The 17,832-nt window shown below is 70.5% G+C and carries 15 protein-coding genes; 12 read left to right on the top strand and 3 right to left on the bottom strand.

Annotated features, from left to right (window positions below; all coding sequences use genetic code 11):
* The first annotated feature begins 3 nt into the window (after window positions 1–3).
* From ACGFNI_RS01375 to ACGFNI_RS01345, 7 genes are all read left to right on the top strand, one after another.
* Entirely contained in the window at window positions 4–819 is an 816-nt protein-coding gene (locus tag ACGFNI_RS01375; protein WP_393679495.1) for a cell division protein FtsQ/DivIB, read from the top strand.
* Window positions 820–1,102: 283 nt separating this feature from the next.
* Window positions 1,103–2,329: a cell division protein FtsZ gene (ftsZ, locus tag ACGFNI_RS01370; protein ID WP_393679493.1), complete on the top strand. Its 1,227-nt coding sequence runs from the start codon at window positions 1,103–1,105 to the stop codon at window positions 2,327–2,329.
* A 13-nt stretch (window positions 2,330–2,342) separates the two neighbouring features.
* Window positions 2,343–3,074, top strand: coding sequence for a peptidoglycan editing factor PgeF (gene pgeF, locus ACGFNI_RS01365; RefSeq protein WP_393679491.1), 732 nt, complete (start codon window positions 2,343–2,345; stop codon window positions 3,072–3,074).
* A 4-nt stretch (window positions 3,075–3,078) separates the two neighbouring features.
* Entirely contained in the window at window positions 3,079–3,798 is a 720-nt protein-coding gene (locus ACGFNI_RS01360) for a YggS family pyridoxal phosphate-dependent enzyme (protein WP_393679489.1), read from the top strand.
* Window positions 3,799–3,920: 122 nt separating this feature from the next.
* Window positions 3,921–4,541: a cell division protein SepF gene (locus ACGFNI_RS01355; RefSeq protein ID WP_393679487.1), complete on the top strand. Its 621-nt coding sequence runs from the start codon at window positions 3,921–3,923 to the stop codon at window positions 4,539–4,541.
* Window positions 4,542–4,606: 65 nt separating this feature from the next.
* Window positions 4,607–4,900 carry a YggT family protein gene (locus ACGFNI_RS01350; protein ID WP_227049009.1) on the top strand — a complete coding sequence of 98 codons (294 nt, stop codon included), beginning with the start codon at window positions 4,607–4,609 and terminating at the stop codon, window positions 4,898–4,900.
* Between the two features lie 49 nt (window positions 4,901–4,949).
* Window positions 4,950–6,053, top strand: coding sequence for a DivIVA domain-containing protein (locus ACGFNI_RS01345; protein WP_393679485.1), 1,104 nt, complete (start codon window positions 4,950–4,952; stop codon window positions 6,051–6,053).
* 234 nt (window positions 6,054–6,287) lie between these two features.
* Here the strand turns inward: ACGFNI_RS01345 and ileS are convergent, their stop codons facing one another.
* Window positions 6,288–9,437 (bottom strand): isoleucine--tRNA ligase, encoded by a 3,150-nt coding sequence (ileS, locus tag ACGFNI_RS01340; protein ID WP_393679483.1) that lies wholly within the window; start codon window positions 9,435–9,437, stop codon window positions 6,288–6,290.
* A gap of 566 nt (window positions 9,438–10,003) precedes the next feature.
* Here ileS and ACGFNI_RS01335 point away from each other — a divergent pair.
* The 4 genes from ACGFNI_RS01335 (at window position 10,004) to ACGFNI_RS01320 (ending at window position 14,206) form a co-directional block, all read left to right on the top strand.
* Window positions 10,004–10,768, top strand: a complete 765-nt coding sequence (locus ACGFNI_RS01335; RefSeq protein ID WP_393679481.1) for a TraR/DksA family transcriptional regulator — start codon at window positions 10,004–10,006, stop codon at window positions 10,766–10,768.
* Between the two features lie 110 nt (window positions 10,769–10,878).
* Complete coding sequence (lspA, locus tag ACGFNI_RS01330) at window positions 10,879–11,481, top strand: signal peptidase II (RefSeq protein WP_393679479.1); 603 nt, start codon at window positions 10,879–10,881, stop codon at window positions 11,479–11,481.
* 73 nt (window positions 11,482–11,554) lie between these two features.
* Entirely contained in the window at window positions 11,555–12,496 is a 942-nt protein-coding gene (locus ACGFNI_RS01325) for an RluA family pseudouridine synthase (RefSeq protein WP_393679477.1), read from the top strand.
* Between the two features lie 114 nt (window positions 12,497–12,610).
* Window positions 12,611–14,206: a Na+/H+ antiporter gene (locus tag ACGFNI_RS01320; RefSeq protein WP_393679475.1), complete on the top strand. Its 1,596-nt coding sequence runs from the start codon at window positions 12,611–12,613 to the stop codon at window positions 14,204–14,206.
* Between the two features lie 33 nt (window positions 14,207–14,239).
* On the opposite strand, the gene ACGFNI_RS01315 is transcribed toward ACGFNI_RS01320, so the two are convergent.
* On the bottom strand, window positions 14,240–15,337 hold the full coding sequence (locus ACGFNI_RS01315) for a mechanosensitive ion channel family protein (RefSeq protein WP_393680308.1): 1,098 nt from the start codon (window positions 15,335–15,337) through the stop codon (window positions 14,240–14,242).
* 167 nt (window positions 15,338–15,504) lie between these two features.
* Here ACGFNI_RS01315 and ACGFNI_RS01310 point away from each other — a divergent pair, with 167 nt between their 5' ends.
* Window positions 15,505–16,110 (top strand): dienelactone hydrolase family protein, encoded by a 606-nt coding sequence (locus ACGFNI_RS01310; protein ID WP_393680306.1) that lies wholly within the window; start codon window positions 15,505–15,507, stop codon window positions 16,108–16,110.
* Window positions 16,111–16,171: 61 nt separating this feature from the next.
* Here ACGFNI_RS01310 and ACGFNI_RS01305 read toward each other — a convergent pair whose 3' ends face one another.
* A complete protein-coding gene (locus ACGFNI_RS01305) occupies window positions 16,172–17,824 on the bottom strand; it encodes an alkaline phosphatase D family protein (protein ID WP_393679473.1) in 1,653 nt (550 codons plus the stop codon).
* Between the last annotated feature and the right edge of the window lie 8 nt (window positions 17,825–17,832).

Here is a 17,832-nt window from a genome sequence, read left to right as displayed (position 1 = left end):
AGCGTGGCCGGACCGACGACCGCCCGGAGCGGTGGAGCGAAGAAGTCGTCCGGCCCGCCCGCCGCCGAACCGTCCCGCACCCGGTGGTTCCGCCGGCTGCGGCTGCCGCTCCCCGGGCCGCGCCGCCGTGGTCCGATCATCATTCTGATCCTCGCCGTTCTCCTCGCCGCCTTCGCCATCTGGGCGCTCTACGGCTCGACATGGCTGCGGGTGGAGAGCGTCAAGGCGAGCGGCACCGAGGTGTTGACCCCGCGTGAGGTCGTTGACGCGGCCGATGTGCCGATGAACGCGCCATTGGCATCGGTCGATACCGATGCCGTGGCCCACAGGCTGCGCAAGCGGCTGCCGCGCATCAGGACCGTGGACGTGGTGCGTTCCTGGCCGCACCGCATCGGTCTGAAGGTGACCGAAAGGACACCCGAACTGATCATGCGATCGGACCGGAAGTTCATCGAAGTGGACGTCGAGGGCGTCCGTTTCGCCACCGTCGACACCGCGCCGAAGGGCGTTCCGCAACTGGAAATGGCGGCGCAGGACGCTCCGAGTCTGCACCGTTTCGGAAACGACCGGTTGCGTCGTGCCGCGGTCGAAGCCGCAGCCGATCTGCCTGAAGACGTACACAAACAGGTCCGCATCGTTCGCGTTCGGTCCTATGACTCGATCACTCTGGAACTGGCCGGGAACCGCACCGTGGTGTGGGGAAGTGGTGAACGCGGCCCGGAGAAGGCCAAGGTGCTCACCTCCTTGCTGAAAGCCGCGCGTGACGCACGCCACTTCGATGTCTCGGTTCCCAGTGCCCCTGCGGTATCGGGGAGTTGACGTACGTCGTCGCAGGCCAGCACCCTGGATGGCTACCACTATGGGTGATCACATAGGGTGAAAAGAAAAACGGGAGGTTCGGCGTGTTCGTTGAACGTGCGCCACTTGTCGACTTAGTGTCTCGTTCCAAAGGGACTTTGCTTCCAAGGAACACAGGCACAGGTAACCCTAAACTTCAACGTTAGGGTTCGGGTCGGCATTACGGACCGTCCCATCGGCATCAGTCGGCGTCCACACGGAATGTGAGGCGACGACACGTAACTCGAGGCGAGAGGCCTTCGACGTGGCAGCACCGCAGAACTACCTCGCAGTCATCAAGGTCGTCGGCATCGGCGGCGGTGGCGTGAACGCCATCAACCGGATGATCGAGGTCGGGCTCAAGGGCGTCGAGTTCATCGCGATCAACACCGATGCGCAGGCGTTGCTGATGAGCGACGCCGACGTCAAGCTCGACGTCGGCCGCGAAATGACCCGCGGACTCGGCGCCGGCGCCAACCCGGACGTGGGCCGCAAGGCGGCCGAGGACCACCGCGAGGAGATCGAGGAGGTCCTCAAGGGGGCCGACATGGTCTTCGTGACCGCGGGCGAGGGCGGCGGCACCGGCACCGGCGGCGCCCCGGTCGTCGCCAACATCGCCCGCTCGCTGGGCGCCCTGACGATCGGTGTGGTCACCCGCCCGTTCACCTTCGAGGGCCGCCGTCGCGCCAACCAGGCCGAGGACGGCATCGCGAGCCTCCGTGAAGAGGTCGACACCCTCATCGTCATCCCCAACGACCGGCTGCTGTCCATCTCGGACCGCCAGGTGAGCGTGCTCGACGCGTTCAAGTCGGCGGACCAGGTGCTGCTGTCGGGTGTCCAGGGCATCACCGATCTGATCACCACGCCCGGCCTGATCAACCTCGACTTCGCCGACGTCAAGTCCGTGATGTCGGAGGCCGGTTCGGCGCTGATGGGCATCGGCTCGGCGCGCGGCGACGACCGCGCGGTGGCAGCGGCGGAGATGGCGATCTCCTCGCCGCTCCTGGAAGCCTCCATCGACGGCGCGCGCGGCGTGCTGCTCTCCATCTCCGGTGGTTCGGACCTCGGTCTCTTCGAGATCAACGAGGCCGCGCAACTGGTCAGCGAGGCGGCGCACCCCGAGGCGAACATCATCTTCGGCGCGGTCATCGACGACGCGCTGGGCGACGAGGTCCGGGTGACCGTCATCGCCGCGGGCTTCGACGGCGGTCAGCCGCCGGCCCGTCGGGACACGGTGATCGGTTCGTCCTCCGCCAAGCGCGACGAGCCGGCGCCCGCGCCGAGCCGTCCGGCGGCCCCTGCCGAACCGCGGTCCTCGTCCTTCGGTGGACTCGGCGCGGTGCCCGTACGGGACGAGGAGCCGGTCTCGGCCGAGACTCCCTCGCTGGGTGAGGTGCCGGCACAGCCGACCATCACCCCGCAGGTTCCCCCGGCCCGTCCGTACTCGGACACGGCGGCCGAGGAGCTGGACGTCCCCGACTTCCTGAAGTAGCCGAAGAACCCACGTGATAGGGCAACAGCACCACGAGAGCGGCGCGCACTTCGCCTTCACCGACAGGTGGGGCGGGGTGAGCGCCGCTCCGTACGATCAGCTCAATCTCGGCGGTGCGGTCGGAGACGACCCGCGGTCCGTACGGGACAACCGCGCGCTCGCCGCGCGCGGGCTCGGCCTCGACCCGGGCGCCGTCGTCTGGATGAACCAGGTGCACGGCAAAGACGTCGCGGTGGTCGAGGGACCGTGGCGCACGGACGACATCCCTTCCGTGGACGCGGTGGTGACCGCGCGCCGTGGACTCGCGCTCGCGGTACTGACCGCCGACTGCACCCCCGTTCTGCTCGCCGACCCGGTCGCCGGGATCGCGGGCGCCGCGCACGCCGGGCGCCCCGGTCTGGTGGCCGGCGTGGCACCGGCGGCCGTCGAGGCGATGGTCGGGCTCGGCGCGCGAGCCGACCGGATCGTCGCGTACACCGGGCCCGCCGTGTGCGGACGGTGCTACGAAGTCCCCGCGGAACTGCGGGACGACGTCACCGCGGTGGTGCCACAGGCGTGGTCGACGACCGGTTGGGGCACTCCCGCCGTGGACATCGCCGCGGGTCTGACGGCCCAACTCGCCGCAGCCGGTGTGCAGATCCGTGAGCATTCCCACATCTGCACCCTGGAATCGGCTGACCACTTCTCTTATCGGCGCGACCGCACGACCGGGCGGCTCGCGAGCTACGTATGGCTGGACGGCTGACGCTGTGACGGACCGCAGGACTGAACTGGCCGGCAATCTGGCGCGGGTGGAGGAACGTATCGCCACCGCGTGCGCCGCCGCGGGCCGCAGGCGCGACGAGGTGACCCTGATCGTGGTCACCAAGACCTATCCCGCGAGCGATGTCCGGCTGCTCGCCGAGCTGGGGGTGCGGCAGGTTGCGGAGAACCGCGATCAGGATGCGGCACCCAAAGCTGCCGAATGTGCCGATCTCCCCCTTACTTGGCATTTTGTTGGTCAATTGCAGACCAACAAGGTGCGCTCGGTGGCCGGTTACGCCGGGTTCGTGCAGTCGGTGGACCGCGCCAGGCTCGTCACCGCGCTCTCCAGGGAAGCGGTGCGCGCGGAGCGGGAGATCGGGTGTCTGATCCAGGTCGCGCTGGACGCCGGGTCGGGGGAGCGGGGCAGCCGTGGCGGGGTGGCACCGGACGGAGTTCCGGCGCTCGCAGAGGAGGTCGCCGGGGCCCAAGGGCTGCGCCTGGACGGTGTGATGACGGTCGCACCGCTGTCCGGCACCTACGCCGGTCGCCAACGCGCCGCTTTCGAGCGGCTGATGGAAATCTCATCCGACCTGCGCGCCGCTTATCCTGCTGCCAACATGGTGTCAGCAGGCATGAGTACGGACCTGGAAGACGCCGTAGCGGCCGGAGCGACACATGTACGCGTCGGCACTGCGGTACTCGGAGTCCGACCACGCCTCGGGTAACGTCGCCAAGAGTCGGACCACAGCACAAAATATGGTCATTACCGCAAGAAGCGGGACAGGCCGAGTGGATCCAAGGCGCCCGGTGACGGAGCCGATCCACCACAGAGCGGAGGACGCAGAGAATGGCCGGCGCGATGCGCAAGATGGCGGTCTACCTCGGCCTCGTGGAGGACGATGGGTACGACGGCCGGGGCTTCGACCCCGACGACGAGTTCGAGCCCGAGCTTGACCCGGAACCGGATCGAGGACGGCGGCAACAGCACCAAGTGCAGCCCGAGACACGCCCGGAACGGGAGGAACCGGTCAGATCCGTGCAGCCTCCCGCGCAGCGCGAGCCCGTTTCGCTCCCCGTTGAAAGCGGACGACCCGCCCGAATCGCCCCCGTGGCATCCATCACACCCGACCGTCCGAATCTGGAGAAGAACGCACCGGTGATCATGCCCAAAGTTGTGTCCGAGCGGGAGCCCTACCGCATCACCACACTTCACCCCCGGACCTACAACGAAGCCCGTACCATCGGGGAACACTTCCGTGAGGGCACTCCGGTGATCATGAATCTCACGGAGATGGACGACACGGATGCGAAGCGACTTGTCGACTTTGCGGCCGGTCTTGTCTTCGGTCTGCACGGCAGCATCGAGCGGGTGACGCAGAAGGTGTTCCTGTTGTCGCCTGCTAACGTCGATGTCACGGCGGAGGACAAGGCCCGTATCGCTGAGGGCGGGTTCTTCAACCAGAGCTGAGACGCAACACCGGGCACACCAAGGCCGCGAGGCCAACACAGGGATCAAGGGGAGGGACGCGCGAGATGAGTGTCTTTGGGCAGGTGATCTACATCGCGCTGTATTGCTTCCTGATCGTGTTGATCTTCCGGCTGGTGATGGACTATGTCTTCCAGTTCGCCCGTTCATGGCAACCCGGCAAGGCAATGGTCGTCATTCTTGAGGCCACTTACACTGTCACTGATCCGCCACTCAAGCTTCTGCGGCGGGTCATCCCGCCGCTGCGTCTCGGGGGCGTGGCGCTCGACCTGTCCTTCTTCGTATTGATGATCATCGTGTACATCCTGATCACCGTCGTGAGGTCGGTGTTGTTGGTGTGAACGATACGGTCTTGCCGATTGCCGACGACTACGTTGAGGTGAAGTAGAGATGCCGTTGACCCCCGAGGACGTGCGGAACAAGCAGTTCACGACCGTCCGCCTCCGAGAAGGCTATGACGAGGACGAGGTCGATGCCTTCCTCGATGAGGTCGAAGCCGAACTGACCCGCCTGCTGCGGGAGAACGAGGATCTGCGCGCGAAGCTGGCCGCCGCCACGCGTGCCGCCGCGCAGAACCAGCAGCAACAGGGCCTGCGGAAACAGCAGGACCAGCAGCAGGAGCAGCAGCAGCGACCGGGTGCACCGGTGCCCGCCGCCATATCCGGTCCGCAGCCGGTGCCGCCGCAGCAGCAGGGGATGGGTGGACCTCCCCAACTGCCCGGTGGAGCACCCCAGCTGCCGGCAGGCCCTGGTGGGCACGGCCCGCAGGGCGGACCGCACGGTCCCGGCCCGATGGGCCCCGGCGGTCCGATGGGTGGCGGCCCCCTGGGCGGCCCCGGCGGACCGCAGCAGCTGCCGCAGGCGCAGCAGCAGGGTGGCCCCGGTGGTGACAGCGCGGCTCGTGTGCTGTCGCTGGCTCAGCAGACCGCCGACCAGGCGATCGCGGAGGCCCGTTCCGAGGCCAACAAGATCGTCGGCGAGGCGCGCAGCCGCGCCGAGGGCCTGGAGCGGGACGCCCGCGCCAAGGCCGACGCGCTGGAGCGGGACGCGCAGGAGAAGCACCGCGTGGCGATGGGCTCGCTGGAGTCCGCACGCGCCACGCTGGAGCGCAAGGTCGAGGACCTGCGCGGCTTCGAGCGCGAGTACCGCACGCGTCTGAAGTCGTACCTGGAGAGCCAGTTGCGTCAGCTGGAGAACCAGGCGGACGACTCGCTGGCCCCGCCGCGGACCCCGGCGACCGCTTCGCTGCCGCCGTCGCCTTCGATGGCGTCGGCCGGTGCGGGCAGCATGGGCGGCAGCCACACCATGGGTGGCGGTCAGTCGATGGGCAGCCACAACGGCGGTTCCAGCGGCGGCCCTTCGTACGGCGGTCAGCAGCAGATGTCGCCCGCGATGACGCAGCCGATGGCTCCGGTCAGGCCGCAGAGCCCGCAGCCGATGGGGCAGGCGCCGTCGCCGATGCGCGGCTTCCTCATCGACGAGGACGACAACTGACGTACTGACGCCCAGGCGTCGGACACGGTCGGCAATCAGGGCCGGGCCCCGAGGGAAACTTCCCTCGGGGCCCGGCCTTTTGTGTGGCCGAATGTGCCCCGGCTTACCGTCCGCGGTGTGCGTCTCGGGGGCGCAGAGTCCGCACGGTGACGGCGTGTGGGAGCACAAGAGGGGCCCCCGGCGCGGTGTGCGCCGGGGGCCCGGTGGCGTATGGCGGCCGGAGCCGCCCGGGGGTTACGCCTTGCGCAGCCGGAAGGCCAGGGCCAGGGCCTCGTCGGAGAACTGCTCGCCGTAGCCGTCCGCGGCGTCGGTGGCGTCCCCTTCCGCGGCGAAGCCGGTGGCCAGCACCTCGTCGGCGATCAGGCCGGCGTGGTCGGCGAGTGCCCGGCGGACCTCCTCGTCGGATGACTCCCAGCGCAGCGCGATCCGGTCGGCGACGTCGAGGCCGCTGTTCTTGCGGGCCTCCTGGATGAGGCGGATGGCGTCACGGGCCAGCCCTGCGCGGCGCAGTTCCGGGGTGATCTCCAGGTCCAGGGCGACGGTCGCGCCGGAGTCGGACGCCACCGACCAGCCCTCGCGCGGGGTTTCGGTGATGATGACCTCGTCGGGAGCCAGCGTGACGCGTTCACCGTCGACCTCGACCGCGGCCTCGCCGCTCCGCAGGGCGAGGGAGAGGGCCGCGGCGTCGGCGCCGGCGATGGCCTTGGCGACCGCCTGGACGCCCTTGCCGAACCGCTTGCCCAGGGCACGGAAGTTGGCCTTGGCGGTGGTGTCGACGAGGGAGCCGCCCACCTCGGAGAGCGATGCCAGGGACGAGACGTTCAGCTCCTCGGCGATCTGTGCGCGCAGGTCGTCGGAGAGGTCCGCGAAGCCGTGCGCCGCGACCAGGGCACGGGACAGCGGCTGACGGGTCTTCACGCCGGACTCGGCGCGGGTCGCCCGGCCCAGTTCGACCAGCCGGCGCACCAGCAGCATCTGGGCGGACAGCGTCGGGTCGATCCTGGCCCGGTCGGCGACCGGCCAGGAGGACAGGTGCACGGAGTCCGGTGCGTCCGGGGTGACCGGGACGACCAGGTCCTGCCAGACCCGTTCGGTGATGAACGGGGTGAGCGGCGCCATCAGGCGGGTGACGGTCTCGATGACCTCGTGCAGGGTGCGCAGCGCGGCCGGGTCGCCCTGCCAGAAGCGGCGGCGGGAGCGGCGGACGTACCAGTTGGAGAGGTCGTCGACGAAGGAAGAGAGCAGCTTGCCCGCACGCTGGGTGTCGAACGCGTCCAGGGCCTCCGTGGCCCCTTCGACCAGCGTGTTCAGCTCGCCGAGCAGCCAGCGGTCGAGCAGCGGACGGTCGGCGGGCGCCGGGTCGGCGGCGGACGGCGCCCACTGGGAGGTGCGGGCGTACAGGGCCTGGAAGGCGACGGTGTTCCAGTAGGTGAGGAGGGTCTTGCGGACGACCTCCTGGATGGTGCCGTGACCGACGCGGCGGGCCGCCCACGGGGAGCCGCCGGCCGCCATGAACCAGCGGACCGCGTCGGCGCCGTGCTGGTCCATCAGCGGGATCGGCTCCAGGGTGTTGCCCAGGTGCTTGGACATCTTGCGGCCGTCCTCGGCCAGGATGTGGCCCAGGCAGACGACGTTCTCGTAGCTCGACTTGTCGAAGACCAGGGTGCCGACGGCCATCAGCGTGTAGAACCAGCCGCGGGTCTGGTCGATGGCCTCCGAGATGAACTGCGCCGGGTAGCGCTTCTCGAACAGTTCCTTGTTGCGGTACGGGTAGCCCCACTGCGCGAACGGCATCGAACCCGAGTCGTACCAGGCGTCGATGACCTCGGGGACGCGGGTGGCGGTGGCCTCGCAGGTCGGGCAGGGGAAGGTGACCGCGTCGATGAACGGGCGGTGCGGGTCGAGCGAGGACTGGTCGGTGCCGGTCAGCTCGGTCAGCTCGGCGAGCGAGCCGACGCAGGTGAGGTGGTCGTCATCGCAGCGCCAGATGGGCAGCGGGGTGCCCCAGTAGCGGTTGCGGGACAGCGCCCAGTCGATGTTGTTCTGGAGCCAGTCGCCGAAGCGGCCGTGCTTGACCGAATCCGGGAACCAGTTGGTGTTCTCGTTCTCGCGGAGCAGGGCGTCCTTGACCGCGGTGGTGCGGATGTACCAGGACGGCTGGGCGTAGTAGAGCAGCGCGGTGTGGCAGCGCCAGCAGTGCGGGTAGCTGTGCTCGTACGGGACGTGACGGAAGAGCAGGCCGCGGGTGTCCAGGTCGGCGACCAGCGCCTCGTCGGCCTTCTTGAAGAACTGGCCGCCGATGAGCGGGAGTTCCTCGCCGAAGGTGCCGTCCGGGCGGACCGGGTTGACCACCGGCAGGCCGTACGCCTTGCAGGTCTTGAGGTCGTCCTCACCGAAGGCCGGGGCCTGGTGGACGAGTCCGGTGCCGTCCTCGGTGGTGACGTACTCGGCGTTGACGACGAAGTTGGCGCCCTCAAGATCGACGAGGCCGAAGGGGCGCTCGTAGGACCAGCGCTCCATCTCGCGGCCGGTGAAGGACCGGCCGGTGGGCTGCCAGTCATCGCCGAGCGCCTTCTCCAGCAGCGGCTCGGCGACGACCAGCTTCTCCGTGCCGTCGGTGGCCTCGACGTAGGTGACGTCCGGGTGCGCGGCGACGGCGGTGTTGGAGACCAGGGTCCAGGGGGTGGTCGTCCAGATCAGCAGGGCGGCCTCGCCGGCCAGCGGGCCCGAGGTCAGTGGGAGGCGGACGAAGACGGACGGGTCGACGACCGTTTCGTAGCCCTGCGCCAGCTCGTGGTCCGAGAGGCCGGTGCCGCAGCGGGGGCACCAGGGGGCGACGCGGTGGTCCTGGACGAGCAGGCCCTTGGCGAAGATCTCCTTGAGGGACCACCACACCGACTGGATGTAGTCGGGGTCCATGGTGCGGTACGGGTCGTCGAGGTCGGTCCAGTACCCCATGCGGGTGGTCAGCTCGGCGAAGGCGTCGGTGTGGCGGGTCACCGACTCGCGGCACTTGGCGTTGAACTCGGCGATGCCGTACGCCTCGATGTCCTTCTTGCCGGTGAAGCCCAGCTCCTTCTCCACGGCCAGCTCGACCGGGAGGCCGTGGCAGTCCCAGCCGGCCTTGCGGTCGACGTGGTAGCCCTGCATCGTGCGGAACCGGGGGAAGACGTCCTTGAAGACGCGCGCCTCGATGTGGTGGGCGCCGGGCATGCCGTTGGCGGTCGGGGGGCCTTCGTAGAAGACCCACTCGGGCCGGCCATCGGACTGCTGGAGGGTACGGGCGAAGACCTTCTGCTCCTGCCAGAAATCGAGCACGGCGTGCTCAAGGGCGGGGAGGTCTACCTGGGCGGGTACCTGGCGGTACTGGGGCTGCGGACTCATCGGGGGCTTCCTCCGGCGGACACCTGCTGTGTTTTCCGTCCGGAGGGACGAGAGCCGTGCTCCCGCGGTACCACCCTCCTTGGCGGTGACGCTCCACCGCCCCCTCATTGGGGTCGCGCTGCCGGTTCTACTCACCCCGGGGGCGATCCCGCGGGCTTTCTTCCGGCGGCTCCGGGGTGATCTTCACGTCGCGCACGCCTCCGGGCTCGCACCGTCCCCGGATCGCTGCTGGCTGCGTACGACGCTACTCGTCCCGTCGATGCCTTTCGCTGGGCCCAGTGTACGGGCCCGCGGCGACAGCGGCCGACCGGTTTTCCGGCGCCGCGCCCCGGGGCGTCCCGGCACCGGCGTGACCCGAATGCGCGGGGCCGGCCGCGGGGTGCCCGGAGCGGGGCGGGCCTGCGGTGCGTCCCGGGGGCGCGGCGGATTACCGGGGCGGGGGCGGGGCACAACGGAGGGCAGAGCGGGGGTATGGGCGGTGCGTCCCGTTGCCGCGGTCGGTGCGGCGATTTATCGTTCCCGTCACGATTCACGAACAAGATCACATATGTGAAGGGGTCGCGGCCATGGTGGCGAAGAAGACCGCCGCGAAGAAGAGCACGACGCCTGCCGAAGAGGCCGACGCGACGCGGCCGGCTCCGGAGGGAGCGCACGCCGACGCGCCGGACGCCGGGACGCCGGCCCCGAAGAAGGCCGCGGCGAAGAAGACCCCGGCCAAGAAAGCCGCGAAGTCCCCGGCCAAGAAGGCGGCGGCCAAGAAGACCGCGAAGAGCCCGGCGAAGAAGACGCCGGCGAAGAAGGCCGTGGCCGGGAAGGCCGCGGTGCCCGCGAAGAAGACGGGAGCCAAGACGGTGGTGGCGAAGAAGACCGCGGCGGCACGGGCGGCACACGGTGAGGAATCGGCGGTGCCCAAGGCCCGCGCGGCGGCGGCCCCTGACGAGCTGGCCGTGCGGCCGGGTGAGGAGCCCTGGACGCCGGACGAGGTCGCCGACGCGCGGGCCGGCCTGATGAGCGAGGCGGAGCGGCTGCGTGCGGAGATCGCCGCCTCCGAGGACGCCATCGCCGGGCTGATGCGCGACTCCGGGGACGGCGCGGGCGACGACGAGGCGGACACCGGCACCAAGAACATCACCCGCGAGCACGAGCTGTCCCTGGCGTCCAACGCCCGCGAGATGCTGCTGCAGACCGAGCGGGCGCTGGTCAGGCTGGACGCGGGCACGTACGGGCTGTGCGAGAACTGCGGCAAACCGATCGGCAAGGCGCGGATGCAGGCGTTCCCGCGCGCGACGCTCTGCGTGGAGTGCAAACAGAAGCAGGAGCGGCGCGGCTGAGGGCAGGTCCTGGCGTCTCCCGGCCCGGTCGCGCCCGTATGCCGGTGCCGTACCCTCGTGCTGTGCCAGGCGTGGCCTGGTCACGGACCGACGGGCTGAGGGACGCACACGTGGCAGAGGCGGGACGCACCACCGGTACGCCGGACCCCGGTACGGGTTCCGGCGGGGAACCCGTTGCCGGGTCCGACGGCGGACGGCCGGCGGAGCCGGGACAGGGCGCGGGCCGCGGCAAGCGGCGGATCCTCGCGCTGCTCCTCGTCGCACTCGTCGTGTACCTGCTGGACCTGGGCAGCAAGCTCCTGGTGGTCGCGAAGCTGGAGCACCACGCGCCCGTCGAGGTGATCGGGACGCTGCTGCAGTTCGACGTGATCCGTAACCCCGGCGCGGCGTTCAGCATCGGCGAGGCGCTGACGGTCTTCCTCTCGCTGATCGCCGCCGCGGTGATTGTGGTGATCGCCAGGATCGCCCGCAAGCTCTACAGCCTTCCCTGGGCTATCGCTCTGGGGCTGCTGCTGGGCGGCGCCTTCGGCAATCTGACCGACCGCATCTTCCGGTCGCCCGGTGTCTTCGAGGGCGCGGTGGTCGACTTCATCGCCCCGGCGAACTTCGCGGTGTTCAATCTCGCCGACTCGGCGATCGTCTGCGGTGGCGTCCTGGTCGTGATCCTGTCCTTCCGTGGCCTGGATCCCGACGGCACGGTCCACAAGGACTGACCGCCCGCAGGGGTCACGGGCCGCGGATCCACCGCCGGGCAGGTCACCCCCGCCGGACTGCCATACTCGTGGGGTGAGCACCCTTCCCGAGATCCGCACCCTGCCCGTACCGGACGGCCTGGAGGGCGAGCGCGTCGACGCCGCGCTGGCCCGCATGTTCGGCTTTTCCCGTACGAAGGCCGCCGAGCTGGCGGCGGGCGGCAAGGTCCGGGTCGACGGCGCCGAGGTGATGAAGTCCGAGCGGGTGCACGGCGGTGCCTGGCTTGAGGTCGAGATGCCGCAGGCCGCGGCGCCGGTCGAGATCATCGCCGAGCCGGTCGACGGCATGGAGATCGTGCACGACGACGAGGACATCGTGGTGATCGTCAAGCCCGTCGGTGTCGCCGCGCACCCCAGCCCCGGCTGGAGCGGCACCACCGTCATCGGCGGCCTCGCCGCGGCCGGCTACCGCATCTCCACCTCCGGTGCCGCCGAGCGGCAGGGCATCGTGCACCGTCTCGACGTCGGCACCTCGGGGCTGATGGTCGTCGCCAAGTCCGAGCGCGCCTACACGCTGCTCAAGCAGCAGTTCCGCGAGCGCACGGTCGACAAGCGCTACCACGCGCTGGTCCAGGGCCACCCGGACCCGATGAGCGGCACCATCGACGCTCCCATCGGGCGGCACCCGCAGCACGACTACAAGTGGGCGGTCACCGCCGAGGGCAAGCCGTCGGTCACGCACTACGACCTGATCGAGGCGTACCGCGCGGCCAGCCTGCTCGACATCAAGCTGGAGACCGGCCGCACCCACCAGATCCGGGTGCACATGTCCGCGCACCGCCACCCGTGCGTCGGCGACCTCACGTACGGCGCCGACCCGACGCTCGCCAAGCGGCTCGGGCTGACCCGGCAGTGGCTGCACGCCATGCGGCTGGGCTTCGAGCACCCGTCGGACGGCCGCTGGGTCGAGTTCGAGAGCGCCTATCCCGAGGACCTCCAGCGGGCGCTGGACACCGTGCGGGACGAGAGTTCCTGACGCCGTAACAGGGCGGCGTCCGCACATCGGGCGGACCGGCCGAGACCGGTTGCTGTGCGGACATGGCAGGCTTGGGGCGGAATGTGATCGAAATCGACCCCGGAGTGTAACCCCGTGGACCAGCTCGCCCTGCTGTTCTTGCTTCTTCTCGGGGCTGTGGTCACGGTCCCTGTCGGTGACCGGCTGGGGCTGCCTTCACCGGTGCTGATGACCCTGGCCGGCGCCGTGCTCGCGCTGCTGCCGTTCGTCCCGAACGTCGACATTCCGCCGGAGTACATCCTTCCGCTGGTCCTGCCGCCGCTGCTCTACGCGGCGGTGCAGCGCACCTCCTGGCGGCAGTTCACCGCGAACATCCGGCCGATCTTCCTGCTCGCCGTCGCGCTGGTCTTCGCGACCACCGCGGCCGTCGCCGCGGTCGCGCAGGCCGTGGTGCCCGGCATGCCGCTCGCCGGGGCCGTGGTGCTCGGCGCGATGGTCGCGCCGCCCGACCCGGTCGCGGCCACCGCGGTGGCGGGCAAGCTCGGACTGCCCCGGCGGATGGTCTCCATCCTGGAGGGCGAGGGGCTGTTCAACGACGTCACCGCGATCGTGCTCTACCACGTGGCCCTGGCAGCGGCGGTCAGCGGCACCTTCTCCGCGCCCGCCGCGGTCGGCTCGCTGGTGCTCTCCGCCGTCGTCGCCATAGCGGTCGGGCTGGTACTCGGCTGGGTCGCCAACAAGCTGATGGGACTGCTCGGCGACCCGACGCTGCAGATCGGCCTGACCCTGCTGGTGCCGTTCATCGCCTACGTCATCGCCGAGGAGTTCCACGGCTCCGGCGTGCTGGCGGTGCTGACCACCGCGCTCTTCCTCGCCGAGTACGCGGTCGACGCCGACGACGTGATGGGCAGGCTCGCCGGATACACCTTCTGGGAAGTCGTCGACACCCTCGTCACCGGCGTCGCCTTCGGCCTGATCGGCCTGGAGCTGCACAACATCTTCGGCGCCGCGTCGGGCCGTTGGGGCGAGATGCTCGGCGCCGGAGCGGCCGTCGTCGGCGTGGTCGTCGCGGTACGCCTGCTGTGGCTGCTGCCCGCCGCCTGGCTCGCCAAGCGGATGCACAAGCGGCGTGACTTCGACGAGGACATCCCGATGAGCTGGCGGGAGACACTCATCATGTGGTGGTCGGGGATGCGCGGGGTGGCGTCCGTCGCGCTGGCGCTGGCCATCCCGTACACGGTGGACGGCGGCGGCGACTTCCCCGCCCGCGAGGAGATCCTTTTCATCGCCTTCGCCGTGGTGCTCACCACCCTGGTCGTGCAGGGCCTGACGCTGCCCTGGCTGGTGCGCAAGCTGCGGGTGCGGGCCGACACGGAGGCCGAGGACGAGCTGGAGCGGGCGCTGGCGCTGCGCGTCATCAAGGCGTGCAAGCACCGGCTGCGGGAGATCCTGGAGGTCGAGGAGCTGCCCGAGGAGATCAACGACCAGCTGGCCCGCCGTGCCTACGACATCGGGGCCAGGATCGCGCCCGACATCGTGGACGACGACCGGCGCGAGCACTTCGAAAAGCGCATCACGCGGATGAAGAAGGTGCAGCGCATCCAGGGCGAGATGCTGTCGGCGGCCCGCCACGAGGTGCTCGCCGCCCGCAGCGAGCCCGGTGTCGACCCGGAGATCGTCGACCGGGTGCTGCGCCAGCTCGACATGCGCAGCCTGCGCGGTACGCCGTAGCGGACGGCGCGGCCGGGGGAGCGGACCGGCCGCTCAGCGGCCGTCCTTGGACAGCGGCGGGGCGGCCCGCTGCTCGATGAGGGCGGCCGGGGTGTGGCCAGGGGCCGGCGCGGTGCTGATCCGCGGCAGCGCGTAGGGATGGTCGGTGCGCAGCCACTCGATCATCCGCTCGCGGACCTGGCAGCGCACCGTGAAGATGGTGTCCGCGTCCCGGGCGGTGACCAGTGCGCGGACCACCATCGTGGACGGCGTGGTGTCGGTCACCACCAGGCTCCAGGCGCGGCCGTCCCACTCCGGGCACTCCTGGAGGATCTCGTGCAGCCGCTGCCGCATCTTCTCCAGCGGCGCGGAGTGGTCGAGGTGGAAGAAGACCGTGCCGGTCATCTGGGCGCCGCCGCGCGACCAGTTCTCGAAGGGCTTGCCGGTGAAGTACGACACCGGCATGGTGATCCGCCGCTCGTCCCAGGTCCGCACGGTCAGGAACGTCAGGGTGATCTCCTCGATCGTGCCCCACTCGCCGTCCACCACGACCGTGTCGCCGATCCGCACCATGTCGCCGAAGGCGATCTGCAGCCCGGCGAAGAGGTTGCCGAGGGTGGACTGGGCGGCGACACCGGCGACGATGCCCAGCAGTCCTGCCGAGGCCAGCACGGAGGTGCCGACCGTGCGCATCGCGGGGAACGTCAGCAGCATCGCCGACGCGGCGACGATGATCACCACCGCGGTCACCACCCGCTGGATCAGCGTGATCTGGGTGCGTACCCGCCGCACCCGCGCCCGGTCGTGCGCGTTCGCCGCGTAGCGCGAGTACGACGCCTCGACGATCGCCGCCGACGCACGCACCGCGAGCCAGGCGGACGCCGCGATCAGTACCAGGGTCAGCGTCCGGCCGATCCCCACCGTGTGGTCGTCGACGAGACCGAGGCCGGTCGCGTCGTACGAACCGCGCAACAGGGCCGCGCACAACAGGAGCCGCAGCGGTATCCGGCAGCGGCGGAGCAGCCCCCACAGGGGGGTCTCCGGGTGGGCGGCGTCGATGCGGCGCAGGGCCCGGTCGGCGAGCCAGCCCAGGACGAGCGTGATGACGAGCGAGCCGCCGATGACGGTCAGTGGACGCAGCACGTCCTCCATGGACACGTCGGAATCCTCCTTGACAGTGCGGTTTCCCGGCCGTGCCGGAGCGGTCAGTTCCCTGTGCGAGGGTGTGCGGCGCCCGGCGCGAGGCGCGCGTGGCGGTTCCACCGACGGTAACTGGCAGGATGGGCGCAGAGCGATTCAACAACAAGGGTGTGATCTCAGTGCCGGCCTCCACCGAGCCCGTGACCAGCGGTTCTCCGACGATTGTGCTGTTTCATTCGGTGTGCGGGCTGCGTCCTGCGGTCCGCGCGGGAGCCGACCGGCTGCGGGCCGCGGGGCACGAGGTGATCGTGCCCGATCTGTTCGACGGCAGGACCGCCGATTCGGTCGCCGACGGCATCGTGATCAAGGACGAGATCGGCAAGGACGAGCTGCTGCGGCGCGCGGTGACGGCGGCGGCACCGTACTCGGACCGCGGTCTGGTCTACGCCGGTTTCTCCTTCGGCGGTTCGGTGGCCCAGAACCTCGCGCTGGCCGACGAGAAGGCCCGCGGCCTCCTGCTGCTGCACGGCACGTCGGACATCGCGGAGGACACCGAGGCCGACGAGCTGCCCGTGCAGCTGCACGTCGCCGACCCGGACCCGTACGAGCCGCACGACTGGCTGACCGCGTGGTACCTCCAGATGCGCCGGGCGGGCGCGGACGTCGAGGTCTTCCGCTACGCGGGCGCCGGCCACCTTTTCACCGACCCCGACCTCCCGGACTACGACGCGGAGGCGGCGGAGAGCGCCTGGAAGGTGGCGCTGGGATTCCTGGCCGGTCTGTAGCGGACCGGGGGCGGGCGGCGCGTCTCCCGGTGGTGCCGGGTTCCGCGCCGCCCGCGCCGTCTCAGCGCACCGGTACCTGGCTCCGCTCCACCCGCTGGGTGCCCGAGCGCGTCAGGTACGAGCGCAGCAGGCGGCTGGTGGCCTGCGGGTCGGTCTTGTCGGACACCGCGAAGTAGTCCATCTGCGTCCGCTCGGCGGTGACGTTCAGGACGCCGTAGCCGTGCGAGTCCATGTCCAGCCACTTCACATGCCGGTTGGCGGCCCGTATCGCGGCGACCCCGGCGAGCGAGACGGTCTGCGGGGCGACGCGCAGGATGTCGTCGACGTTGTCCGAGGTGACGGACGTGACCACGAACTCGGTCGCCACCGGAGCGGTCGCCGGGTAGGTCGCCGCCCGCATCGGCACGTCGTTGGCCCAGGACATGTGGATGTCGCCGGTCAGGAAGACGGTGTTGCCGATGGAGCGGTCGCTGAGGTGGCCGAGCAGTTCGCGGCGGTCGTCGGTGTAGCCGTCCCACTGGTCGGTGTTGACGGCGATGCCCTCCTTGGGGAGGCCGAGTACTTCGGCGAGCGGCCCGAGCAGGTGCGCGGGGACGGCGCCGAAGGCCACCTGAGAGACCATCACCGACGTGCCGACCAGCCGCCATGCGGTGTCCGAGCGTTCGAGTCCGGCCTTGAGCCAGTCCAGTTGGGCCCGTCCGGTGAGCGTGCGGCCCGGGTCGTCGACCGCGCCGCTGCCCGGCTTCGCCTGCTCGTCGCGGAACGACCGCAGGTCCAGCAGGTGCAGATCGGCGAGGGTGCCGAAGCGCAGCCTGCGATAGGTGGTTCCGGCGGTGGACGGGCGGACGGGCATCCACTCGAAGTACGCCTGCTTCGCCGCCGCCATCCGGGCGCTCCAGGAACCCTCGGTGTCCGGGGTGTGGTTCACCGCGCCGCCCGACCAGGCGTTGTCGGCGAACTCGTGGTCGTCCCACATCGCGATGACCGGGTGCGCGGCGTGCAGCGCCAGCGCGTCCGGGTCGGTCTTGTGGACGCCGTGCCGGGTGCGGTAGTCGGCGAGCGTGAGGAGTTCGTGGGCGGGCGCGTGCGGGCGTACGACGTGCGCGAAGTCCGGGTACTCGCCGGACTTGTACTCGTAGAGGTAGTCGCCGAGGTGCAGCACCGCGTCCAGGTCGGCGCGGGCCGCGAGATGGCGGTAGGGCGAGAAGTAGCCGGACTCCCAGTTGGCGCAGGAGACCACGCCGAAGCGGACATTGCCGGCCGCCGCGTCGTGCGCGGGCGCGGTGCGGGTGCGGCCGACGGGGGAGTGCGTGCCGTGCGCGGTGAAGCGGTAGAAGTAGCGGGTGGCGGGCCGCAGTCCGCGCACGTCGGCCTTGACGGTGTGGTCGGCGCTCGCGCTCGCGGTCGCGTGGCCGCGGGCGACGACCTCGGTGAAGTCCCGGTCGGCGGCCACCTCCCAGCCGACCTCGGTGGCCGGGCCGCGGCCCGACCCCGGCACCGCCGATGGCGCCGGGGTGACGCGGGTCCACAGCAGGATGCCGTCCGGCAGCGGGTCGCCCGACGCGACGCCGTGCCGGAACAACTGCCCCGGGTCCGGCGCCTCGTGGGCGGTCGCGGCGAGTGCTGCGGGGGCGCCGGCGAGCGGCAGCAGGGCGGCGGTGGCGGCTACGGCCGTGACGGCGGTGCGGCGGGAGATCTGGTCGTGATCGGTCACGGCGGATC

This window comes from Streptomyces sp. NPDC048644, from assembly GCF_043199105.1.
Taxonomy (GTDB): domain Bacteria; phylum Actinomycetota; class Actinomycetes; order Streptomycetales; family Streptomycetaceae; genus Streptomyces.
The sequence above is the reverse complement of the archived record's forward strand: the minus strand, read 5'-3'. Positions and strand labels throughout refer to the sequence as shown.

Excerpts from the sequence above, each read along its gene's own strand:
- ACGFNI_RS01355 (WP_393679487.1), top strand. The coding sequence starts at position 3,921 with ATGGCCGGCGCGATGCGCAAGATGGCGGTCTACCTCGGCCTCGTGGAG.
- ACGFNI_RS01350 (WP_227049009.1), top strand. The coding sequence starts at position 4,607 with ATGAGTGTCTTTGGGCAGGTGATCTACATCGCGCTGTATTGCTTCCTG.
- ACGFNI_RS01345 (WP_393679485.1), top strand. The coding sequence starts at position 4,950 with ATGCCGTTGACCCCCGAGGACGTGCGGAACAAGCAGTTCACGACCGTC.
- ileS (WP_393679483.1), bottom strand. The coding sequence starts at position 9,437 with ATGAGTCCGCAGCCCCAGTACCGCCAGGTACCCGCCCAGGTAGACCTC.
- ACGFNI_RS01335 (WP_393679481.1), top strand. The coding sequence starts at position 10,004 with ATGGTGGCGAAGAAGACCGCCGCGAAGAAGAGCACGACGCCTGCCGAA.
- ACGFNI_RS01315 (WP_393680308.1), bottom strand. The coding sequence starts at position 15,337 with ATGGAGGACGTGCTGCGTCCACTGACCGTCATCGGCGGCTCGCTCGTC.